Below are 20,401 nucleotides of genomic sequence, written 5' to 3'. Positions count from 1 at the left end.
AACATGAGAGTTTTGCGCGCCGGACCGGCGCTTTCATCGAGGCGGGATCGATGCCGATGATCCCTGCGGGACCATCGGCACCTTCATCCCGCCTGGATCACTTGGCTTCGCGTGCCTTCGCGATGGTTTCGTTGAGCAGCTTGACGACGGCCGGGTCGGCCTTGGCCGCATAGGCCTCGGCGACGCCCTTGGTCTTCTCGCGGAACCGGGCCACTTCTTCCGGCGCCAGCGTGGTAACCGTGGTGCCGGCGGCGGCGATTTCCTCGATCGCCTTGGCATCGGAATCGCGCGACAGCTGCCGCTGGAACTGGGCCGCCTCCAGGGCCGCCTCGCTCAGCAGTTGCTGCTCGTCGGCATCAAGCTTGTTCCACAGCGGCTTCGAATACAGCATCACCATCGGATTGTAGGTGTGCCGCGTCAGCGTCATGTACTTCTGCACTTCGTTGAGCTTGGCCGTCAGGATGCTCGGCGCAGGGTTCTCCTGCCCGTCCACGGTGCCGGTCTCGAGAGCCGTGTAGACCTCGGGGAACGGCATCGGCACGGCGTTGGCGCCAAGTGCGTTGAACATGTCGAGGTAGATGGGCGACTGGACGACGCGGATCTTGAGACCGGCGATGTCATCGACCTTCTCCACCGGGCGCCGGCTGTTGGTCAGCTGGCGGAAGCCGAGCTCCCAGTAGGACAGCACGACAAGGTTCTTGGCATCGAGCTGCTGGGCGAAGATCTTGCCGACCTCGCCGTCCATCACGGCGTCGGCTTCCTGCGGGTTTTCAAACAGGAAGGGCAGATCGAGCAGCGCGAAGTCGGGCGCCAGCGACGCCATCAGGCCGGCGTTCATCACCGACATCTGAAGGACACCGCCCTGCAGTGAGGATACGGCCTGCATGTCGCCACCGAGCTGGCCGGCGGGGAACACCTTGACCTCGATCTTGCCGCCGCTCTTCTCCTTGACGATCTCGGCGAACTTCCGCTGTCCCTGGACCAGCGGCGAGCCCTCGGAGCCGGCGCTGGCGAAGCGAAGGGTCTGCTCATGGATCTCGGCCTGAGCGGCCATGGGAAGCATCAGCGCCGCCACGGCACCGGCCAGCAGCATCTTTGTAAGGTTTCGCATATTCTCCTCCTTTTGGTCTGCGATGCGAAGGGTCAATGGTTCAGCCAGGCCGCCGGAATGGTGATGAGCTCCGGAAAGGTAACCATGGCCAGCAAGACGAGCAGTTCGACGGCTATGAAGGGCCACACGCCCCGGATCACGCTCGCCATGCTCGTTCGCGTGACACCGGCCGTGACGTTGAGAACGGTGCCGACCGGCGGCGTGATCAGCCCGATCGAGGTGTTGATGATCAGCATGACGCCGAAGTAGATCGGATCGATGCCGGCCTGCTGCACCACGGGCACCAGGATCGGCCCAAGGATCAGGATGGTCGGGGCCATGTCCATGGCCATGCCGATGGCGACGATGATCAGCATGATGACCAGCATCAACAGGCGCGGGCTCTCCATGAACGGGCCGAGCAGCTCGACCATCTGGCCGGGCAGATCGGCGATGGTGATCAGCCAGGCGGCCACCAGGGCCGACGCCACCATGAAGATCACCGCCGACGTGACCTTGGCCGACGAGACGAAGACGCGCAGCAGCAGCGACGGGGTCATCTCGCGATAGATCACCGACGACACGAAGAGCGCATAGGCGGCGGCGACGACCGCCGCTTCCGTTGGCGTGAACAGGCCGAACTTCAGGCCGAAGATGATGATCACCGGGAGGCCGAGCGCCCAAGCGCCCTCGCGCAGGGCCTTGACCCTCTCGGCGCCGGTGGCGCGCGGACGGACTTCGACCTTCTCTCTGCCGGAAATGAAATACCAGGTGGCCGCAAGCGCAAAGCCGATCATCAGGCCGGGCGCGATGCCGGCGAGGAACAGCTTGGAAATGGAGAGATTGGCGGCAACGCCGAGCAGGATGAACCCGATCGACGGCGGAATAATCGGCCCGATGATCGAACTGGCGGCGACGAGGCCGACCGAACGCCCCTTCTCGTGACCGGTCTTGACCATCATCGGCACAAGAAGAGCGCCGAGAGCGGCGGCATCGGCGGCGGCCGAGCCTGAGAGTGCCGCCAGGATGCAGGCCGCGATGATCGTCACATAGCCAAGGCCGCCTCGGATATGCCCCATCATGGCCAGGGCAAAGTTGACGATGCGCTTCGACAGTCCACCTGTGTTCATGATCTCGCCGGCGAGCATGAAGAAGGGGACGGCGAGCAAGGTGAAGCTGTCCGCGCCTCCCACGAGATTCTGGGCGAGAATCTGGGGATCGAAAAGATCGAGATGCACCATCAGGGCCACGGCCGACAGGATGAGGGCGAAGGCGATCGGCAGGCCGATTGCCATGGCGGCAAACAGGGTTGCCACGAAGATCACGATGGTCATGGGCGGTAGTCCTGACATCGGCCGGAGGCCGGCATTCCCGGAAAGGCGGCACCAGACTTGACTGGTCGGAGGATGGCGGTCAGCGAGGATCGACCGGCCCCGCCTCGGCGATGGCTCCGGCAACCTCGTCCTTGAGGCCGACAAGGTCGTTGTCGCTCAAACGACCGCGTAACGATCTCAAGAGCATGGCGCTGAACCAGAACATTGCCATCGCCGTGAAGATCAGGACCGGCACGAAATAGAGCGACTGCGAAAGGCCGAGCACCGGCGTGGTGGAGCCGTAGTTGATCTCCGCCTGCGTCCAGCTTCCCGAGAAGATCAGCCAGCTGAGATAGAGCATGAACGCATTCGACAGCACGAAGCAGACGATCTTGGCCGGGCGCGGCAGCAGGTGAAGCAGGGTGTCGACACCGAGATGGGCGCGCTCGAACAGGGCCACGGCGGCCCCGAGAAACACCAGCCAGACAAACAACAGCCGGGACAGTTCCTCGGTAACCGTGATGCCGCTGTTGAAGGCGTAACGCAGCACCACGTTGAGCAGGACCAGAACGAGCATGACCGCCAGCATCGCGGCGATGACCACCTCAATCGGCCGAATGAGGTATTTTCGAACGGTATCCATAGCGCCCTCCCGGTGACTCGTTCCGAAACGCACCCCTCCAGGCACGTCCGAGGCCAGCATGTATGCGCTTACATTACGTCCCTTTCGAAACCTGTCAACTAACCTGTTTTACTAGGTTGTCCGACTTCCGAATGGAATGTACGCGCATACGTGTGCTCTCATGTCATGGTGTGCAATGCGAGAATCCAAGACGTCGCGCCCCCCGCGGGCCATCGATGTAGCTGCCGCCGCCGGAGTGTCGACGGCGACCGTTTCTCGTGCCTTCAACGCACCCGAGAAGGTATTGCCTGAAGTCCGCGACAAGATATTCGCGGTGGCGGCGGAACTCGGCTGGCTACCAAACGCCGCCGGAGCCGCGCTGGCCAGTCGGCGAACCTGGCTTGCCGGCGTACTGATACCGACGCTCGATCACGATGTCTTCGCCGCGCAGGTGAATGCCTTGCAGGCCCGGTTGTCGGCCAGTGGCATCACCGTGCTGATCGGCTGCTCGAACTACGATCTCGACGAGGCGGCCGAACAGGTCAAGGTCATGCTGGCGCGTGGCATAGAAGCCTTGGCGGTCGTTGGTGAGCTGCAGCGTCCCGAGTTGTTCGAAATGATATCGGCGCGCGGCGTTCCCTATGTGGTGATGTACTCGCATTCGCCTCAGTCGGCTCATCCCTGCGTCGGCTTCGACAACCAGGCGGCGTTCTCAAAACTGACGCGCTATCTGCTGGATCTCGGGCATCGCAACTTCGCCGTCATCCATCAACCATCGCTCGACAACGACCGCGTTCTGGCCCGCCTCTCCGGCATACGGGCAGCCCTGGCAAGCGAGGGGTTGGCCTTGCGTCCACAGCACGTTTTCGAGGGGCCGGCGACATTCGAGTTTGGCCGGGAAAGCCTTCGAAAGTGCATCGACAGCGCCGGACCTCGTCCGACAGCCATCATCTGCGGCAACGACACGTTGGCCATCGGCGCCCTGATCGAAGCACGCGCCATGGGCATGGACGTACCCGGCTCCCTGTCCATCACAGGCTTCGACGATCTTCCGATCGCCGAGTTCACCTCGCCTCCCCTGACGACAATGCGGGTGGACAACGTCGCCATCGGAAAAGCGGCTGCCGACTATCTGCTGACCCGACTCAGCCAGCAGGCCATAGTGCCTCGGGAAGCCTTTGAAGCGGAGCTGATCGTCCGTGGCTCGACGGGGCCGACTGGCGAATAGCCCGACCCAAAGCAGCCCCCATGGGTCTGATCTACGCTTCCGCTACCCTGTCGTCATATGAGGTCAGTAACAGGGGCCATCCACCGCCGGCCGCTCCACTGAAAGAAGATCATCAACCTGTTCCGTAATAAACTTCCTTGTGCCCATCTTCCGTAGTTCTGAGAAAGCTTCTCCGAAGCCTTGCGGACCGGTGCAGTCTTGCTTGAGCCTGGCAAGAGAATTATCGGAGATAGCCTGCCTGAGGGTCTGCTCTCCAACGCTTTCGGCCCGATCGAGGATTTCGCGCTGAGTAACAGGCTCAATCGAGTTTCGCTCGGCGAACTCCCCAATTCGACTCACAGCCGACATCAATGATGAACGCATTTCGTCGTCATTAATGTGGCAAACTTCACTCATCGCCAGAAGCAAAAGATAGTTCTCCAGAACACACATTACAGCACCATGACCACTCCTATCATCCGTGATAGTATGAATTTCTCCTCCAACCCGTTCTTGTTGGACGATAATGTTCCCCTTAAGCTTGAGCTCTCGCGTTTCCACGCCATCGATTATCTGCCAAGGCGTGTTGGCGAAAAGCTTATCGAACTCATTGCTTGGCTGAGCCGAGGCGGCGCTGCCGATTCCCAGGCCAGCAAGAACGGCGATGAAGAAACCCATACGGAGCATGCTGCAACCTCATCGGCACCTCCTCAATGCCGAGAAGGCAAGACCCGACGTTCGATCTATCCACGCGATTTAGTGCTCGCAATAACTGCGCATAGCAAGCGACAGTACGGAAAGCGATAGCGTCCTATCGTCCCCAAAAGCCAAAGATGTCAGGAATAGCCCGTCACAGCCGGTCGGCGGCCGCCGTCACCATCACCACGGCAGGAATACCGCCGCGATCGGAGGCGCGGACCCACGCGGCTCCCGACTGGTCGAGCGCCGAGGCGACACGCACATAGGCGTCGGTTGGACAGGTGTCGTTTGTCGCGTCGAAGCCCACCCAGCCGAGGTCGGGAATCAGCGCCTCCGCCCAAGCCGCGAGCGCACCGGTCGCCGTATCTTCCTCTTGCCAGCGGTAGCCGGAAACGAAGCGCGCCGGCAGCGACAGGGCACGCGCCGCTGCGATGAGCAGATGGGCGAGATCGGACGGGGTACCGCGCGCTTCGGCCAACACGTCCTCGGCGTTCAGCTCACGCACTCCGCAGAGTTCGGAAGGATCGGCGGCAAGCGCCTCAACCTCTTCATGGATGAGGTGCATCAGCGTATGGCAAAGATCGAGCGGCGTGCCGTCGGACAGCCCCTTGGCCTTGTCGGCAAACGACAGGACGACGGGCGTGCGCATGGTGACGCGCGTCTCGCGCAAAAAGACGGCAGGCGGAATGCGATCGAGCGGCGCGCCTTGCAACACACCGGTCGTGTCATCCACCTCCACCTCGCCCTCGGCGGCGATGGCGATCTCGTCGAGCGGCCCCTCGATGGCGCAATCATAGACGATGTTGCCGAAGGCATCCGACGAGCGCGCCTGACGGCAGTCGCCAGTGATATCGAGATGCCAGTCTCGCACATACTGCCCATCGAAGGTGCGCGGGCAGAGGTGAAGTGAACGACTTGCCAGCATGACCGGCTCATCGTAGCGGGCGATTATGTCGTGACGGATGCGCAACCGCATCGGCTTACCCCAGATACTGCTCGGCAATGGTGTTGCCGAGGTTGGCGTTGTCGATGATGAAGCGCTCGAGGAACTCCTTGAGGCCGATGGCGAAAAGGCCCGGCAACGTCGTGTCCTGCAACTGGCTGAGGAGCATGCGCGCCTTGCGCTGGCTCGCCCCTTGCCGACCGTAGTCGCGCGACAGGCTGTCGAGGTTGAGCGTGACGTTCTCGTAGCAGGACACCAGCGAGCGCGGCATTTCGGCCTTGAGGATCAGAAACTCGGCAACGAGGTTGGGCTTCAGATTGTCGCGGTAGACCCAGTGGTAGGACGTCAGCGCCGACACCGAACGCAGGATCCAAGACCACTGGAAATAGTCGGAACTACCGCCGATCGACGGTCGGTTCGGGTCGAGCACGTCAGCCTTCAGCGCCAGTACGCGGGCGGTGAAGTCGGCTCGTTCGATGAAGGTGCCCAGGCGCAGGAAGTAATAGGCGTCGTTCCTGAGCATCGTCCGGTAGGCCGAGCCGTCGAAGCGCAGCGACAGCTCCTTCACCCGCGACAGGAAGTTCGACAGCTCCTGCCGGGTCAGGTTGGGACTGTTGACGCCGCGCGTCTCCATCCAGCCGGAGTTGATGGTCTCCCACATGTCCATGGTCAGCGCGGTGCGGACCGAGCGCGCGTTGGCCCGGGCAATATCCAGGCAGTTTCGGATCGACGACGGATTGGCGTGCGAGAAGGCGAGATAGTCGACGACGGTTCGCTGCGTCGCTTCGGCATGTTGCTGCTGGAAGAGGTCGAGGGTCCCGGTACCATCGACGGCCATTTCCCACTCGTTGCGTCCGCCCTCGGCGAGAATCGGCGTGGCGGACAGGCGCGTCGCGGCTTCCAGAAGCCGGGCGGTGTTTTCGGCGCGCTCGACGTAGCGGGCGAGCCAGTAGAGGCTGTCGGCGTGGCGGCTCAGCATGATGTCAGCTCCCCGCCTGCGATTGCGACTGGGACAAACCGGATGGCGAGGCCACGTCATCGGCCGGATCCTCGATGATCCAGGTGTCCTTGGTGCCGCCGCCCTGGCTGGAGTTGACCACCAGTGACCCCTCCTTCAGCGCCACGCGGGTGAGCCCACCCGGAACGATGCGAACCTTGTCGGCGCCGGTCAGCACAAAGGGGCGCAGATCGATGTGGCGGGGCGCTATGCCGTCGCCGACAAAGGTCGGCGAGGTGGAGAGCGCCAGCGTCGGCTGGGCTATGAAACCATCGGGATCGGCCATCAGTTTGGCCCGGAAGCTTTCGATCTGCTCCTTGGTCGATTTGGGCCCGACCAGCATGCCGTAGCCACCGGACCCCTGCACCTCCTTGACCACCAGTTCCGGAAGATGATCGAGCACATAGCGAAGGCTGTCGGGTTCACGGCAGCGCCAGGTCGGCACGTTCTTAAGGATCGGCTCTTCTCCGAGATAGAAGCGCACGATGTCCGGCATGTAGGTGTAGATCGCCTTGTCGTCGGCGACACCGGTGCCGACCGCGTTGGCCAGCGTCACGTTGCCGGCGCGATAGGCCGAGATGAGACCGGGGATGCCGAGTACCGAATCCGGGCGGAACACCATGGGATCGAGGAAATCATCGTCGATGCGACGGTAGATGACGTCGACACGTTTCGGCCCGCGCGTGGTCCGCATGTAGACCACCTCGTCGAGCACGAACAGATCGCGCCCCTCCACCAGTTCCACGCCGAGTTTGTCGGCCAGAAAGGAGTGCTCGTAATAGGCCGAGTTGAGCGGTCCCGGCGTCATCAGCACCACGGTCGGCTCGGCGGGGGCGGATATCGGCGCCACCGAGCGCAGCGACGCCAGCAACTCGTCCGGGTAGTTGTCGACTGGCTGAATGCGGGTCTCGGCGAAAAGGTCCGGGAACAGGCGCATTTGAACGTCGCGGTTCTCCAGCATGTAGGAGACGCCGGACGGCGTACGCGCATTATCCTCGAGAACGTAGAAATCCTTGTCGTCGGTCCGGATGACGTCGATGCCGGCGATCTGCACGTAGACATCATGCGGCAGCTTGAGACCGACCATCTCCGGGCGGAAGGCCGGATTCTGATAGACGAGGTCAGCCGGAACGACGCCGGCTCGAATGATCTCGCCAGCGCCGTAGACATCGGCGAGGAAGCGGTTGAGCGCGGTCACGCGCTGCGTCAGCCCCTTGGAAAGCGACGTCCACTCGCGGCCGGTCAGAACGCGCGGCACGATGTCGAAGGGAATGATCCGCTCCTCGGCCTCGGCGTCGCCATAGACGGCAAAGGTGATACCGATCCTTCGAAACAGAAATTCCGCTTCTTTTTGAAGGCGCTTGAGGTTTTCCGGGTCGGAGTTCTCGAACCAGGCCTGGATGGTCCTATAGGCGGGCCGGATGCACTGTCCGAACCCGTTCATCTCGTCGAAAGCCGGCAATCCCGTTCCTCCGCCGTTTTCTGGGGCATCGCTGCCTCTGATGAATTAAGCGGCAAATAGGCAGGAAGGGCAAGAAACATCATGGGGCAAAGACGGGTAGCATTTGCCCATAGATTAGGCATTCCAGACGCGTCCAACGACATCGTGGAATGCGCATCTTTCTCCGAGCCGCTTCAAAAAAGTTGGAACTTTCATCTCCCCCACAAGTTTAACGGTCCCGTAACCAGACTAGAAAGGGACTCGATCATGAAAACCCGTCTTCTTTCCGTCCTTCTTCTCAGCGCAGCTTTCCCGCTTGCCGCGGCCGCCCAGGACACCGCCACGAGCCCGGACGATGGCACCATGGGAACGACCCAGACAGAGCCGGCCGACAGCTCGACCATGGATAGCGGCAAGTCCGCGATGGATAGCGGCAGCGCGATCGTTCCCGACCAGGGAGCAACCACCTCGATGGCCTCCACAGAGACTTTCGTGACCGTTCCAGAAACCGGCGCCTGGCGGGTCAGCGACCTGCGGGGCAAGGCCGTCTACGGCTCGGATGGCGCGAACATTGGCGACATCAAAGACATCCTCGTCAGCCAGGATGGCAGCGTGAACGCGGTGATCATCGGCGTCGGCGGCTTCCTTGGAATCGGCGAGAAGGACGTTGCCGTGAACATGAGCGCCCTGCAGCTTGGTCCCGGTGACACCCAAGCGCAAGCCGACGCCGCCTCGAGCGCCCTCCCCGATCCGACCGGCGCCACCGGAGCAGTCTCCGGCGATGCCGTGCCTGACCAGAGCATGACGGGCATGGCCGGATCCGCCGTCATGCCCAACGCGACAGGCGACATGGCCGCCAACACCGTCGATACCGGCGCGAAGATCGGCGACGATGGCCTTCCGGACCGCATCATCCTCAACGTGACGCGCGAGCAGCTGGAGCAGGCGCCGGCGTTCGAGGGCGTAGAGGCAGCGCAGCCCTGACGCATGCGTGCGACATGACAATACGGCCTCCGCGGGACCTCCCGCGGGGGCCGATTTCATTTAAGCTCGAGCGAGAAAAGCCGCGGCCCGCCGAACTTGCGACAGGCCTTGCCGAGGGCCGAGCCGAGCTCAAATGAGCTGCAGCCCCTTCATGCTGGCGTGGCCGTCACGACCGATAATGATGTGATCATGCACGGCAATGCCGAGCGGCGTCGCAGCGTCGACCACCTGCCTTGTCATGGTAACGTCGGCACGCGATGGAGTCGGGTCGCCCGACGGGTGATTGTGGACGAGAATCACCGCCGTGGCGGCCAGCTCCAGCGCCCGCTTCACAACCTCCCGAGGATAGACCGGCGTGTGATCGACGGTGCCGGTTTGCTGCACTTCATCGGCGATCATCTGATTCTTCTTGTCGAGAAACAGCACGCGAAACTGTTCCCGATCCTCATAGGCCATGGCGGTGCGGCAATAATCGATCACCGCCGACCAGGAAGACAGGACCGGGCGCTTCATCACGTCCGATCGCGCAATCCGGCGCGAAGCGGCATGCACCACCTTGAAGTCGAGAATCGTGGCCTCGCCGATGCCCTTGACCGTCTTGAGGCGAGCCTCCGACGCCCCGATGACCCCGGCAAACGAACCGAACGCGGCCAGTAGCCCCTTGGCAAGCGGCTTCACGTCCTGACGCGGGATGGACCGGAACAGGATGAGCTCCAGCAACTCGTAATCGGCCACCGCTTCATCCCCACCGGCACGGAAGCGCTCGCGCAGCCGTTCCCGGTGCCCCGTGTAGTGCGGCGGGATGATTTTGCCGTCTTGAAACTCGCCCATGGTCGATTCCGTCGTAAAGCGCGACCAGAGCCTAACAGATTTGACGACACTCGCAGCAGGCAGCGCGTCGCCTGATCGACTTGGCTCGTGACTGCAACATAAGTGTTACGCAGATCTGACAATGTGCCGCCATCCACGGGGTGGCCGCGTTTTCCAACCGGCAAACACCCCGAGCGTCGGTGGCGCGGCTCCTTGTGAGCTGCGTGGGCGGGCGCAGCCGGACCAGAGCCCCCATAAGTCGGGGCCACGGTATGCTGCGGTGGATGTCCGAGCATCGGGCACATGGCTCCGTCTCCCGAGGCCGCCCGACAGCGACATGCACGCTTCGGCCCCGCAGCCGCCACCGCCCTACCCCCCTAGAGCGCCCACCAAGCAACATATTAGTCCATGTACAAAACAGCTATTCCACGAGAAATTCGTACCAAGTATCTTGCGGCAGAATTCTGACGCAGATCTAGTTTATACATTGTATCAATAGCAACAATCAAATATGTATGCCTACCTTAAGCAAGATAGATGTAATAAAACTCATATTACAAAATTTCATCCAGAAGCGACTCCAATGACGGCTAACTAGACAGGAAATTTAGCCGGTTATTGTTTTAGAGTTGCAAAATTGCAACATGTATTTTCATTCACATCCTATCCATTCGACTCGGTAATTATGACATTGAATGTCATATCGTACTCAGCCATCACGGCGCCGTGGGTTTGCCGAAACACGGTCCCACTGCCGCGTGGATGCAATCGGGCTGGGGTGGCCGGAGGCACCGCGGTAACACATGGGAACCGGCCTCTGCCTAAGGCGGACAAGTTGTCGTCGGCGGCGGGAAAAAAGTTCCCCGATCCTTTTTGGAGACCGCGAAATGAATATGAAGACCCTGCTCGGCACCGCCGCCGGCCTGATGGTCGCCTCCGGCGCCTATGCCGCCGACCTGCCGGGCGAAGCTGCTCCGGTTGCCGTCGATTACGTGAAGGTTTGCGACGCCTACGGCGCCGGCTTCTTCTACATCCCCGGCACCGAGACCTGCCTGCAGATGTCCGGCCGTGTTCGCGCCCGCATCGCCTACACCAACCATGCGACGCTTTCGGCCGCAGGCGCCAAGACGTATACCCTTGCGTCTACTACTACGGGCCTTGATGGTACCTACAGCACTAAGGAACTTGCTAATCTTGCTAGCGCTTCAGCTGTCGCTGCCGGTGGTGCTGCTGGTACCGTGACCGAGAATCCCGGTGCTGCTGCTGTCGTTGGCGACCGTATCAGCTTCAAGACCGACGCGCGGGTCCGGTTCGATGCCCGCACTGCCTCCGATCTCGGCACCGTGCGTTCGTTCTTCGCTGTGAAACTCGACAGCGCCGACGGCTCCATCGCCGCTGACGACGCCTTTATTCAGGTCGGTTACCTGACGGTTGGTAAGTTCGGTAATGGCTACGGCGACGTGTTCTATGGCGACACCGGTGCGATCTACGGCGCCTTCGATCAGAGCTCCACTGGCGCTCAGATCATGGTCGACAAGCTCGGCGGTGGTTTCTACGTCGGCGCCGGCATTCAGGCTTCCAACACGGGCAGCCTCGGCACGAGCTCGACCAAGTGGAACGCGAGCGTGTGGGATCAGGGCTCCAGCGCCGAGCTGATGTACACCGGTCGCTTCGGCATCAATGGCCAGTCCTGGGGTTCGGCTGACGTGTCGGCCTTCTATCAGGCTCTGGACGGCGATGCCAACGACATCTGGGGTGTCAAGGCCACTGCCGATCTCAAGCTGGTCGACAAGCTCAGCGCTCGTCTGGTTGCCACCTACGAAGACTTCGATGCTGACAGCTACTTCGGTGCCGCTGCGGCTCTGAAGTACAAGGCGACCGACGCCCTGGCCGTCTACGCCGGTATTGGTAGCGCGTTCTGGGACAAGGCCGACACCGCCTACAAGGCCCAGCTCGGTGCTGACTATGCCTTCACTCCGGACCTGATCCTGACGGCCGAAGTGAACTACACCAGCGATGGTGGCTATGCCAAGGGTGACTTCGGTTCGGGCACGACCGACGACAACTGGGACGCCATGCTGAAGCTGACCCGCAACTGGTAATATCGATCCCCTCTGCGGGGATTAGGGGAAAGGCCCGGTCGTCCGGGCCTTTTCGTTGTTCAGAAGGCTGCGATCGCCGCGTCGAGAGCCGCCCGCTCCCGGTCGGCCTTCGCTTGCTCGCTGGCACGCGCGGCCTCGGCCTCCTCGATAGCCTTTTCGCTCCGTGCGAGTTTGGCAATGTAGGACTTCGCGCTGTCGGAAGTCTCCGGCAGAGCGCCCAGGTTGGCACGGATGCGCTCTTGCTCGGACGATTGGCGCGCCACAGCCTGCTCCGCCTTTTCAATCGCGCGCTGAGCGTCCGCAACTCGCGTCTTGATGGCAGCCAACTCCTTGAGCTTGTTCGCAATCGCCGGATCGACACCGTGGGTCGAGGCGTAGAACAGCAGCGCATCGGAATCACTATCGACGAGGTAAACCTCTCGCGACTCGGTTCCAGTCTCGGTAACGCGAAGATCCCTGGTCGTTCCCGCCGGAAGGCTGGTTCTGACGCGCAGCCGTCCCGCCTCGTCAGAAACCACCTCTCCGTCAGTGGTTACCTCCGAACCGCCAAGGCGAGTGTGATCGATCATCACCGTGCGCGCATCATCCTTGGGCGCCGTGAGGTGATACACGGTCGTCCAGACTCGAGATCGCTTCACCGTCAACACGCCATTCCTGCCGGAAAGACCTACGACTGTCGTCTTCTCCTTGCGCTCGCTCGTCACCTGCGTCTTGGGGTCGGCGGCGAAAGCTGCGAAACGCTTCTCGCCGGGCGGGATACCAGCGACTTGCGCGTCCCCGAGATAACCGTCCGTGTCGTAGACCGTAAAAATGCCGGGCGGCACGCTCTGGCCTGTGGTGTTCGAAAGAAACACCGCCGCCTGCGGCACGCCGCCGCTGTCCTCGCGCCAGAGCGAAACCAGGTCGGCGTCAAGATCGGCATCGATAATCGGAACGGTCAACGTTTGGCCGGCCTTTAGCGTGACCGGCTGGGGCAGTGCAAAGGAAACGCTGACGTCGCCTTCGACGGAAACGGCTTGCAAGCCCCTCGAGGGCTCGGGGCGCAAGGCTGGCGCCGCCATTGCCAGATCCCTCCGCTCCATATCGGAGTCCGTTGGCAGATCGGCCATCTCCTCCATTCCGTAAGCTTTGAGACCGCCGCCCGCCGGAGCACCGTCGACCATGGGGTTGATGGCACCGCCCGGTAAGAGCAATGGCGCTTCGCGCCGCTCGCGCCAGTACATGTCGACAAGCCGCTGCCGAAGCGCCACCGGGTTGGCCGAGGACAGCGTCAACTGCACGTCGGTCCAGTCCTCGCCAGTGCCATTCTCCAGCACCGCCCATCCCTGGACACGCGACTTTCCGTCTTCCGCCGGGACAATGCGATAGGCCGCCTTCCACACCGGCGCCGCCACCACATAGGAAAGCCGCACCGTTCGGGCGCCCTTCCCCGTTGTCTCGATGGAGAGCGTCCGAAAGTTGGTATCGGCCGCCGCGCCGACAGCCGAGATTGCCGCGTCCAGCCGCTGTTGCAGGCCCTTGTCTGCAAAGACGATGCTGGCGCCCGGACCGAGAAGCACCTCGGCAAAACTGCCGTCGTCCTCGCGCAAAGTCACCGCCGGCAGCTCGATCGGTTGCCCCTCGGTGGCGCGTGGCACCTTGCCGACCCCGAGAATCACTCCGCTCGCCTTATGCCCGACGCCGTCATCGATGGTCGCGGCATGGCCGGTCATGGCAGCGGCAATGCTGGCGGTGGAAGCGAGATCCTCGCGTTTCAGCGGCAGGCGTTTGAACGCCTCGGCGACCGTATTGGCGCCGTCGAGGGTCACCGAAACGATAGATCCACCAGGATCACTGACGAGCAGGCTTTTGAGAACGTCGTCTGCCTGATCGACGGGTATTTCCAGCGCCAGACGGCTCTCCCCTTCGGCGAGGTCGACGGTGCGGACAATCTCGGCGAGACCGCCCGACGACAACAGAACCGACCCCACCTTGTCGGCGGCACGGGCCGACGTGATGAGCGCGAACGGCGAAGCCGCGACAAAAAGCGCGGCGGCAAGTGGCATCGATTTCACGTTGATCTCCCCCGAGGCATTCGATGGTGGCGATCCTGCCCGACGAATGCGATGGAGCGAAGACCGACCTGTGGCGACCTCAAGGCTTTTGGGGCGAGGAATCCGGGCTTCTGCGCTTGACAGGATCGCCCATCGCGGCGACCTATCGCCTGCCCAACGAGGAGACCACGGCCAGCCATGATCCATTACAACCTGCACTGCGCCGCCTGCGGACACGACTTCGACGACTGGTTCGGGGGTAATGCCGACTGGGAAGCCAAGAGAGCAGACTATGCCTGCCCATCCTGCGGCGCCACCAAGATCGAGAAGGCTTTGATGGCGCCCAGCCTCGGCGCCGCCAAGGCGTCGTTTGCAGCGGAGCCGGGCTGCAATCCTTCGACATGCTCCAACCCAGGCTGCCCGATGGCCGCCGGGTTCTGAGGCAGGTCAGGCCACCGTCAGCGGCGGCTTGAACAGGTTCTTGGGCGACAGCGTGAAAATCTCGCAGCCGGCATCGGTCACGCCGACGGCATGCTCGAACTGGGCCGACAGCGAGCGGTCGCGCGTGACCGCCGTCCACCCATCGGACAGCACCTTCACGTGTGGCCGACCGAGATTGACCATCGGCTCGATGGTGAAGATCATGCCCGCCTTCAGCACGGGGCCCTCGCCCTTGCGGCCGTAGTGCAGGATGTTCGGCGTGTCGTGGAACAGCTTGCCGACACCATGGCCGCAGAAGTCGCGCACCACCGAGCAGCGTTCGCCCTCGACATAGCGCTGGATGGCCTCGCCAATGTCGCCGGTGGTGTTGCCCGGCCGAACAGCCGCGATTCCGCGCATCAGCGATTCATGCGTCACGTCGATCAGCCGCTCGGCAGCCCGCTTGATGGCGCCGACGCCATACATGCGCGAGGAGTCGCCATGCCAGCCGTCCAGGATGAAGGTGACGTCAATGTTGACGATCTCGCCTTCACGCAGCGGTTTCTCGTCGGGAATGCCGTGACAAACCACATGGTTGATCGAGGTGCAGACCGACTTGGTGTAGCCGCGATAGTAGATCGTGGCCGGCAGGGCGCCGTGGTCGCGCCCGTAAGCGTAGACGAAGTCGTCGATGGCCTGGGTTGTGACCCCGGGCTTGACGATGTCCACGAGTTCATCAAGGCACGATGCCGTCAGCTGGCAGGCCTTGCGCATGCCGTCGAAGTCGGCAGCGTTGTATAGACGAATGTCTCCGGTATTTCGCAACGGCGCGACCGCCGCGTCGACGTAATTGATCATCGGATCAACCAACCTGTGTCTGGCATTGGAAGCCGCAGGGCTTCGTGTTTTCGTCGTCATATACCCAAGCGCCGCGGGAAGTACATGCTTGGGATGCATTCTGTCAGAAATCGCTCCGGATTTCGATGCCCGCCGGCATGACGTCGGCGTGGACCACCAACCTCTCGACGCCAGCGGCCCGCGCTGCCCCGGCCGCCGCCGCGTAGGTGGGATCGATGTCCGCGGCCAGCTCGAAGCTGTGGCAATCGCCGCGCTGCACCAGATAGAGGAGGACCGCGCGAGCGCCCCCTCTGACCACGGCGGCAAGTTCGGCAAGATGCTTGGCGCCGCGCGCGGTGACCGCGTCAGGAAACTCGGCAAGACCCGGCCGGCGCGACAGCGTCACCGACTTGACCTCGACATAGCAGGGCGGGCGTCCGTCGCCTTCGAGCAGCATGTCGACCCGGCTTCGCTCGCCATAGGGCACCTCTCGTCGCAACCTGTCATAACCGGCGAGAGCCCGGATGCGGCCACCGGCAATCGCTTCGGCGACGATGCGGTTGGAGAGACCGGTGTCGATGCCGACAAGCGCGCCATCCACCTCGACCAGCTGCCAGCTCCAGGCGAGCTTGCGCTTTGGATCGCTCGAAGGGGCGAGATAAACGCGCGAACCCGGTGTCGCGAGCCCGAGCATCGAGCCCGAGTTGGCGACATGGGCGGTGACCTCCTCGCCATCGTCGAGACGACAGTCGGCGAGAAAGCGCTTGTAGCGGCGAACCAGGCGCGCGGGCACCAGCGGAGAAGGAAACAGCATCCCGTCTTGTTCGCCGCCCCCACGGCTGGCGTCAAGGCGTGGCCTGCGCCTCCACCTCCGTCGCGACGGAAGCCAAAGGTGCGAGGCGACTGAGAATGTCCCTCGCCACCGGCTTGTAGTCGTCGTTGAAGTGATGCCCGCCGGGATGAACCAGCAGACTGAAGCCTTTGTCCTTCGGCAGGCGTGTGCAGGCGGTCTCGTCGTCCTCGCTGCCGTAGATGCACTGAACTTTCACCGGCTCGACCTTCATGAGATCGGGCAGCGTCGTGGGGCCGCTCGGATCGCTCTTGCTGCCGAGAATGCCGGACACCTGGATCTCGAACTGGTGGGCACCGGTGTAGGCCAACAGGGAGACCAGCTTGACGCCGGCCTTTCGATCCTCCGGCAGAGCCTGATAGATCGCCGGCAGCGCGTCGGCGCCGAAGGAATAGCCGATAAGCGCCACCTTGTGGACGCCCCACTTCTTCTCGTAGGTGTCGATCACCTTGGTCAGATCACCGGCAGCGTCGGCGGGGTCCACCTCGTTCCAGAAATAGCGTAGCGAGTCGATGCCGACCACCGGCACACCAGCCTTGGCAAGATAACCGCCAATCTGGGCATCTATGTCGCGCCAACCGCCATCGCCTGAGTAAATGATCGCCATGGTGTCATGCTTGGGAGCGGCAGGCACCAGGGTGATCGGAATGCCCGCGAGCGGCGATCCGCTATCCTCATCGTCGGCAAGCTGTTCAAACACCGCACCGTCGAGCGTCCGACCAGCGCGCTTGGCGCTTTGGGCCGTGGCGATGGCAAACCCCGACCCGATCAGTTCGTCGACATGGGCGGCGCCCGACGGATCGGCGGCGCGAGTCAGATAGACGTCGATCGGATCGGGAAGATGCCCCTTCTGCAGTTCGTAGATCCAGCCGGGGCCATCGGCGGCAGGGACGTGCTTGGCCTCGCTGCACAACTCCTTGCGCAGCGGCAGCGCGACATGCGGGTCGACGACGATGGTGCGACCGATCGTCGCGTCCGGCGATTGGGCCGCGAGCGCCAACGCAAAGGTCCCGCCCAGACCGGCGCCGGCCATCACCGGAGAATGATAGCTTTCGACGTCCAGTACGCGCTGGATGTTCTGGCTGACCTGCTCGACGTCGGAGACGAAGTAGACGCAGTCGTCGGGCAGTCGCTCCGCCTTGGCGAAGGTGGCCGGCGTGTCGATGCCGACGACGACGGCCCCGCTTGCCGCATAGCGGCGAGCCTTCACGCGATCCCAAAAGCCATAGCCCTCGCTACCCGACAACAGATAGACGAGGCCGGTGGGCTCACCTCGCGGCGCGATCACCTCGGAGATGGCCAGCGTGTCCGTCTTCTCGGGAGGCAGGCGGGGGAAAAGAGACAGGAAGGCACCCGTCGCCAGGCCGGTCACGCCCAGGAGACCGACCATGACGAACAATATCAGTCGCTTCATTTGGAAACGGCTCCCTTGAGGCCGCCAGAGATGATGAAGGTCACGTCGGCAAGCGCCAGCAGCGGGTTGAGACCGCCGGCCACCGCCATGTAACGCTGTTGCCAGACCGGATCGAACTTGGTCTTGAAAGCGCGCAGGCCATGGAAGTTGTATAGGGCATTGCCGTGCTCGAAGGCGGCACGGCCGAGCTTGTGCCACAACGGCGCCATCGGGCTGTCCGACAGGCCGGCCAGCGGCGCCATGCCGAGGCTGAAGTTGGCAAAACCGGCCGCCTTGAAGTGCAGCAGGATGCGGGTGAACAGCAGCTCCATCGTCCCGTTGGGCGACTTCGGCGTGAAGCGCATCAGGTCGATCGCCGCTTCCCGGCCGTCGCCCGAAATCATCAGCGTCGCAAAGGCGAAGATCCGCCCTGCCCGCCTCAGCACCGCCACCGGCTGGGACGCCACATAATCGGGTTCGAAGGCGCCGAGCGAGAAGGTCTTCTCCCGCGCCTTCCGGGCCTCCAGCCAGCTTGCCGACACGGAGGCGAGTTCGTCCATGAGCGCCGGCACGCCTTCGGGCTGGACGACCTCGAAAGCGATGCCGTCGCGCTCCGCCTTGTTGATGGCGTTGCGCAAGTTGCCACGCCGCGTGCCCTTGATGTCGAAAGCGGCGAGATCGACCACGGCCTCCTCACCGAGTTTGAAGGCGGAGAGACCGGCATCCGCGTAAAGCGACAGGCTTTCCGCCGGAACCTGATAGAAAACGGCACGCCCGCCATGCGCTCGGGCCAACTCTATGAAACGCCAGGCGAGTTCGCGCCGCCCCGCTTCGGAGCCCACCGGATCGCCGAGCGATATCCAGGATCGGCCCCGCTTGGCGTACATCAGGAAGGCGGTCCCATCGTCCGAGAACATCAGGTTCTTGTCGCCCATCCGGACAAGATTGGCCGACGCATGGCCGGCTCTTTCCAGAATGGCGATGGCGCGCGCCAGTTCCTCGGCGCTTGCCGGCTCGATCCGGCCGGACGGTGGACGGATCAGCAGCCATGTCGCCACGGCGGCAGTGGCCAGCCCGATGCCGACTGCGGCCCTGAGGGAGCGTGGCGCGGCGGCCGACAGCTCGAACTGCCACCAGAGATCGTGGCTATAGGGCACTTCCTTGTAGACGAAGAACAGGATGCCGGCGGCAAGCGCCAGGATCGAGGCGATGCAGAGCCACCAGGCCGGGCTGAGGCGGTCATGCAGCAGCGATGCCGGCCGGCTGTAGAGATGGCGGCTTGAGACCAATCCGACGATCAGGATCGCCAACAGAATGGCTTCGCCGATAGCCAGTGCCTTGAGAAGCGCCAGGGGGATCGAAAGGGCCGACAGGGTCATCGTCAGCCACCACGCCCCATCGAGCCGATGGACGAGGCCACGCCCGGACACCAGCAGGAAGACGCCGATCACCGAGCCGACGAAATGGGCGCCCTCCACCAGCGGAAGCGGAACGAAGGACGCCATCAGATCGAGGCGGGTATCGGCCGGCGGCGTCACGCCTGAGAAAACCAGCATGGCGCCGAGCACGATTGCCAGCGTCCCGAGGATGACCGGCGCGATGCCCGACACGGCCGCGGTGAGCGCGGGACTGGCGATCGTCGCCCGCCGCGCCTCCGTCACGATCATCGCCAACACGGCCACGATCAGCGGCACCACATAGTAGATGATGCGGTAGATGAGCAACGCCGAGATCACGCCATCGATCGGCAATCTGGTTCCCAGAGCGCCGACGACGATCGTCTCGAATATGCCGACGCCGCCCGGCAGATGGCTGAGCACACCGGCGCCGACCGCCACCGAAAACACGGCCAGCACCACCGGGAACGAGACATCGCCATCGGGAAGCAGAACGTAGAGGACGGCAGCGGCACAGGTGACGTCCACCGAAGTGGCCACGAGCTGGGCGAGAATGTCGCGCGCCTCGGGCAGCGCCACGGCGCGACCGAACACAGTCACCGAACCGCGCCGGAGGCTTGCGAACAGAAGCACCGTCGCGACACCGGCGAGGGCCAGCAGTCCGATGCCGCGCACCGTGGCACCGGGCATACCGATCAGCGAGGCGAGATCGGGGCCGGAAATGGTCAATCCCAAGCCGGCGACGAAGGCGAGACCGAAGCCGAAGGCCGCCGCGACATAGGCCACCACCTTGGCGATCGCTTCCGGCTCGAGCCCGAATGGCGAATAGAAGCGGTAGCGGACGGAACCGCCGGTCAGCGGGCCGAAACCGGCAATGTTGCCCACCGCATAGGCGCAAAAGCTCGCAAGCGCCACCAGCCGATAGGGAAGCCGGACGCCAGCAAAGCGCAGCGCATGCACGTCGTAGATCGACAGCGCCAGGAAGCTGCCGGCCGTGAACAGAAGGGCCAGCCCCACCCGCGACCAGGACGTATCGTCTATGGCGGCCACGAGATCGTCGTAGACGACATTCGACAGCAGGCGCGACAATGCCAGCACCGACAGACCGACGATGAGGAGCGCCACGGCTGCGACGAGAAATGGCTTCAGACGGACGAAGCGGTGGGGAGGAGCGACGGGGGCGACGGCGGACTCCGAGGACAATGCGGCGGGCATGATCGACCTGAAAGGAACAAAGCCGGGCGGGCGCCCTGCAATCAGCGC

General features: G+C 63.2%; 17 protein-coding genes. 4 read left to right on the top strand and 13 right to left on the bottom strand.

The genetic code is table 11. From position 1 onward, the window contains the following. Positions 1-97: 97 nt before the first annotated feature. The 3 genes from M4J40_RS19670 to M4J40_RS19660 all read right to left on the bottom strand — a co-directional run bounded on the left by M4J40_RS19670 (position 98) and on the right by M4J40_RS19660 (position 3,046). A complete protein-coding gene (locus M4J40_RS19670) occupies positions 98-1,111 on the bottom strand; it encodes a TRAP transporter substrate-binding protein (RefSeq protein ID WP_251756118.1) in 1,014 nt (337 codons plus the stop codon). A gap of 32 nt (positions 1,112-1,143) precedes the next feature. Next, positions 1,144-2,424, bottom strand: coding sequence for a TRAP transporter large permease subunit (locus M4J40_RS19665; protein WP_251756117.1), 1,281 nt, complete (start codon positions 2,422-2,424; stop codon positions 1,144-1,146). Positions 2,425-2,503: 79 nt separating this feature from the next. Further along, complete coding sequence (locus tag M4J40_RS19660; protein ID WP_251756116.1) at positions 2,504-3,046, bottom strand: TRAP transporter small permease; 543 nt, start codon at positions 3,044-3,046, stop codon at positions 2,504-2,506. Between the two features lie 175 nt (positions 3,047-3,221). Here M4J40_RS19660 and M4J40_RS19655 point away from each other — a divergent pair, with 175 nt between their 5' ends. Beyond that, positions 3,222-4,253 (top strand): substrate-binding domain-containing protein, encoded by a 1,032-nt coding sequence (locus tag M4J40_RS19655; RefSeq protein WP_251756115.1) that lies wholly within the window; start codon positions 3,222-3,224, stop codon positions 4,251-4,253. Positions 4,254-4,316: 63 nt separating this feature from the next. Here M4J40_RS19655 and M4J40_RS19650 read toward each other — a convergent pair whose 3' ends face one another. From M4J40_RS19650 to M4J40_RS19635, 4 genes are all read right to left on the bottom strand, one after another. Beyond that, a complete protein-coding gene (locus tag M4J40_RS19650) occupies positions 4,317-4,910 on the bottom strand; it encodes a hypothetical protein (RefSeq protein ID WP_251756114.1) in 594 nt (197 codons plus the stop codon). A gap of 172 nt (positions 4,911-5,082) precedes the next feature. Further along, positions 5,083-5,907, bottom strand: coding sequence for a transglutaminase family protein (locus M4J40_RS19645; protein WP_251756113.1), 825 nt, complete (start codon positions 5,905-5,907; stop codon positions 5,083-5,085). Between the two features lie 4 nt (positions 5,908-5,911). Beyond that, positions 5,912-6,853: an alpha-E domain-containing protein gene (locus M4J40_RS19640; protein ID WP_251756112.1), complete on the bottom strand. Its 942-nt coding sequence runs from the start codon at positions 6,851-6,853 to the stop codon at positions 5,912-5,914. A 4-nt stretch (positions 6,854-6,857) separates the two neighbouring features. Further along, entirely contained in the window at positions 6,858-8,315 is a 1,458-nt protein-coding gene (locus tag M4J40_RS19635) for a circularly permuted type 2 ATP-grasp protein (RefSeq protein ID WP_251756610.1), read from the bottom strand. Positions 8,316-8,579: 264 nt separating this feature from the next. Between M4J40_RS19635 and M4J40_RS19630 the strand changes: the two genes are divergently transcribed. Further along, entirely contained in the window at positions 8,580-9,296 is a 717-nt protein-coding gene (locus M4J40_RS19630; RefSeq protein ID WP_251756111.1) for a PRC-barrel domain-containing protein, read from the top strand. 129 nt (positions 9,297-9,425) lie between these two features. On the opposite strand, the gene radC is transcribed toward M4J40_RS19630, so the two are convergent. Next, a complete protein-coding gene (gene radC / locus M4J40_RS19625) occupies positions 9,426-10,127 on the bottom strand; it encodes a DNA repair protein RadC (protein ID WP_251756110.1) in 702 nt (233 codons plus the stop codon). An 866-nt stretch (positions 10,128-10,993) separates the two neighbouring features. On the opposite strand from radC, the gene M4J40_RS19620 reads away from it, so the two are divergent. Continuing rightward, the gene (locus tag M4J40_RS19620) at positions 10,994-12,208 is read left to right on the top strand and encodes a porin (protein ID WP_251756109.1); all 1,215 of its coding nucleotides are present in this window, start codon (positions 10,994-10,996) and stop codon (positions 12,206-12,208) included. Positions 12,209-12,267: 59 nt separating this feature from the next. Here M4J40_RS19620 and M4J40_RS19615 read toward each other — a convergent pair whose 3' ends face one another. Then, positions 12,268-14,253, bottom strand: coding sequence for a DUF4139 domain-containing protein (locus tag M4J40_RS19615; RefSeq protein ID WP_251756609.1), 1,986 nt, complete (start codon positions 14,251-14,253; stop codon positions 12,268-12,270). A 186-nt stretch (positions 14,254-14,439) separates the two neighbouring features. On the opposite strand from M4J40_RS19615, the gene M4J40_RS19610 reads away from it, so the two are divergent. Continuing rightward, positions 14,440-14,682, top strand: a complete 243-nt coding sequence (locus M4J40_RS19610; protein ID WP_251756108.1) for a DUF1178 family protein — start codon at positions 14,440-14,442, stop codon at positions 14,680-14,682. Between the two features lie 6 nt (positions 14,683-14,688). On the opposite strand, the gene map is transcribed toward M4J40_RS19610, so the two are convergent. The 4 genes from map to mprF all read right to left on the bottom strand — a co-directional run bounded on the left by map (position 14,689) and on the right by mprF (position 20,353). Beyond that, the gene (gene map, locus M4J40_RS19605; protein ID WP_251756107.1) at positions 14,689-15,519 is read right to left on the bottom strand and encodes a type I methionyl aminopeptidase; all 831 of its coding nucleotides are present in this window, start codon (positions 15,517-15,519) and stop codon (positions 14,689-14,691) included. A 103-nt stretch (positions 15,520-15,622) separates the two neighbouring features. Then, positions 15,623-16,312, bottom strand: a complete 690-nt coding sequence (gene sfsA, locus M4J40_RS19600) for a DNA/RNA nuclease SfsA (RefSeq protein WP_251756106.1) — start codon at positions 16,310-16,312, stop codon at positions 15,623-15,625. A 31-nt stretch (positions 16,313-16,343) separates the two neighbouring features. Beyond that, positions 16,344-17,762 (bottom strand): AcvB/VirJ family lysyl-phosphatidylglycerol hydrolase, encoded by a 1,419-nt coding sequence (locus tag M4J40_RS19595; protein ID WP_251756105.1) that lies wholly within the window; start codon positions 17,760-17,762, stop codon positions 16,344-16,346. After that, positions 17,759-20,353: a bifunctional lysylphosphatidylglycerol flippase/synthetase MprF gene (gene mprF, locus M4J40_RS19590; RefSeq protein WP_251756104.1), complete on the bottom strand. Its 2,595-nt coding sequence runs from the start codon at positions 20,351-20,353 to the stop codon at positions 17,759-17,761. The genes M4J40_RS19595 and mprF overlap by 4 nt, the downstream gene beginning before the upstream one ends. Positions 20,354-20,401: the final 48 nt, after the last annotated feature.

Origin of the sequence: Pleomorphomonas sp. JP5, assembly GCF_023721815.1 — a bacterium.
Taxonomy (GTDB): domain Bacteria; phylum Pseudomonadota; class Alphaproteobacteria; order Rhizobiales; family Pleomorphomonadaceae; genus Pleomorphomonas.
This window is presented reverse-complemented; position numbering and strand designations above follow the sequence as displayed.

What these genes read in the sequence shown, in the direction of transcription:
- map (WP_251756107.1), bottom strand. Translation starts at nt 15,519, where the DNA reads ATGATCAATTACGTCGACGCGGCGGTCGCGCCGTTGCGAAATACCGGA.
- sfsA (WP_251756106.1), bottom strand. Translation starts at nt 16,312, where the DNA reads ATGCTGTTTCCTTCTCCGCTGGTGCCCGCGCGCCTGGTTCGCCGCTAC.
- M4J40_RS19620 (WP_251756109.1), top strand. Translation starts at nt 10,994, where the DNA reads ATGAATATGAAGACCCTGCTCGGCACCGCCGCCGGCCTGATGGTCGCC.
- M4J40_RS19660 (WP_251756116.1), bottom strand. Translation starts at nt 3,046, where the DNA reads ATGGATACCGTTCGAAAATACCTCATTCGGCCGATTGAGGTGGTCATC.
- M4J40_RS19630 (WP_251756111.1), top strand. Translation starts at nt 8,580, where the DNA reads ATGAAAACCCGTCTTCTTTCCGTCCTTCTTCTCAGCGCAGCTTTCCCG.
- M4J40_RS19595 (WP_251756105.1), bottom strand. Translation starts at nt 17,762, where the DNA reads ATGAAGCGACTGATATTGTTCGTCATGGTCGGTCTCCTGGGCGTGACC.
- M4J40_RS19650 (WP_251756114.1), bottom strand. Translation starts at nt 4,910, where the DNA reads ATGGGTTTCTTCATCGCCGTTCTTGCTGGCCTGGGAATCGGCAGCGCC.
- M4J40_RS19610 (WP_251756108.1), top strand. Translation starts at nt 14,440, where the DNA reads ATGATCCATTACAACCTGCACTGCGCCGCCTGCGGACACGACTTCGAC.
- M4J40_RS19635 (WP_251756610.1), bottom strand. Translation starts at nt 8,315, where the DNA reads ATGAACGGGTTCGGACAGTGCATCCGGCCCGCCTATAGGACCATCCAG.
- M4J40_RS19670 (WP_251756118.1), bottom strand. Translation starts at nt 1,111, where the DNA reads ATGCGAAACCTTACAAAGATGCTGCTGGCCGGTGCCGTGGCGGCGCTG.
- M4J40_RS19640 (WP_251756112.1), bottom strand. Translation starts at nt 6,853, where the DNA reads ATGCTGAGCCGCCACGCCGACAGCCTCTACTGGCTCGCCCGCTACGTC.
- M4J40_RS19645 (WP_251756113.1), bottom strand. Translation starts at nt 5,907, where the DNA reads ATGCGGTTGCGCATCCGTCACGACATAATCGCCCGCTACGATGAGCCG.
- radC (WP_251756110.1), bottom strand. Translation starts at nt 10,127, where the DNA reads ATGGGCGAGTTTCAAGACGGCAAAATCATCCCGCCGCACTACACGGGG.
- M4J40_RS19655 (WP_251756115.1), top strand. Translation starts at nt 3,222, where the DNA reads ATGCGAGAATCCAAGACGTCGCGCCCCCCGCGGGCCATCGATGTAGCT.
- mprF (WP_251756104.1), bottom strand. Translation starts at nt 20,353, where the DNA reads ATGCCCGCCGCATTGTCCTCGGAGTCCGCCGTCGCCCCCGTCGCTCCT.
- M4J40_RS19615 (WP_251756609.1), bottom strand. Translation starts at nt 14,253, where the DNA reads ATGCCACTTGCCGCCGCGCTTTTTGTCGCGGCTTCGCCGTTCGCGCTC.
- M4J40_RS19665 (WP_251756117.1), bottom strand. Translation starts at nt 2,424, where the DNA reads ATGACCATCGTGATCTTCGTGGCAACCCTGTTTGCCGCCATGGCAATC.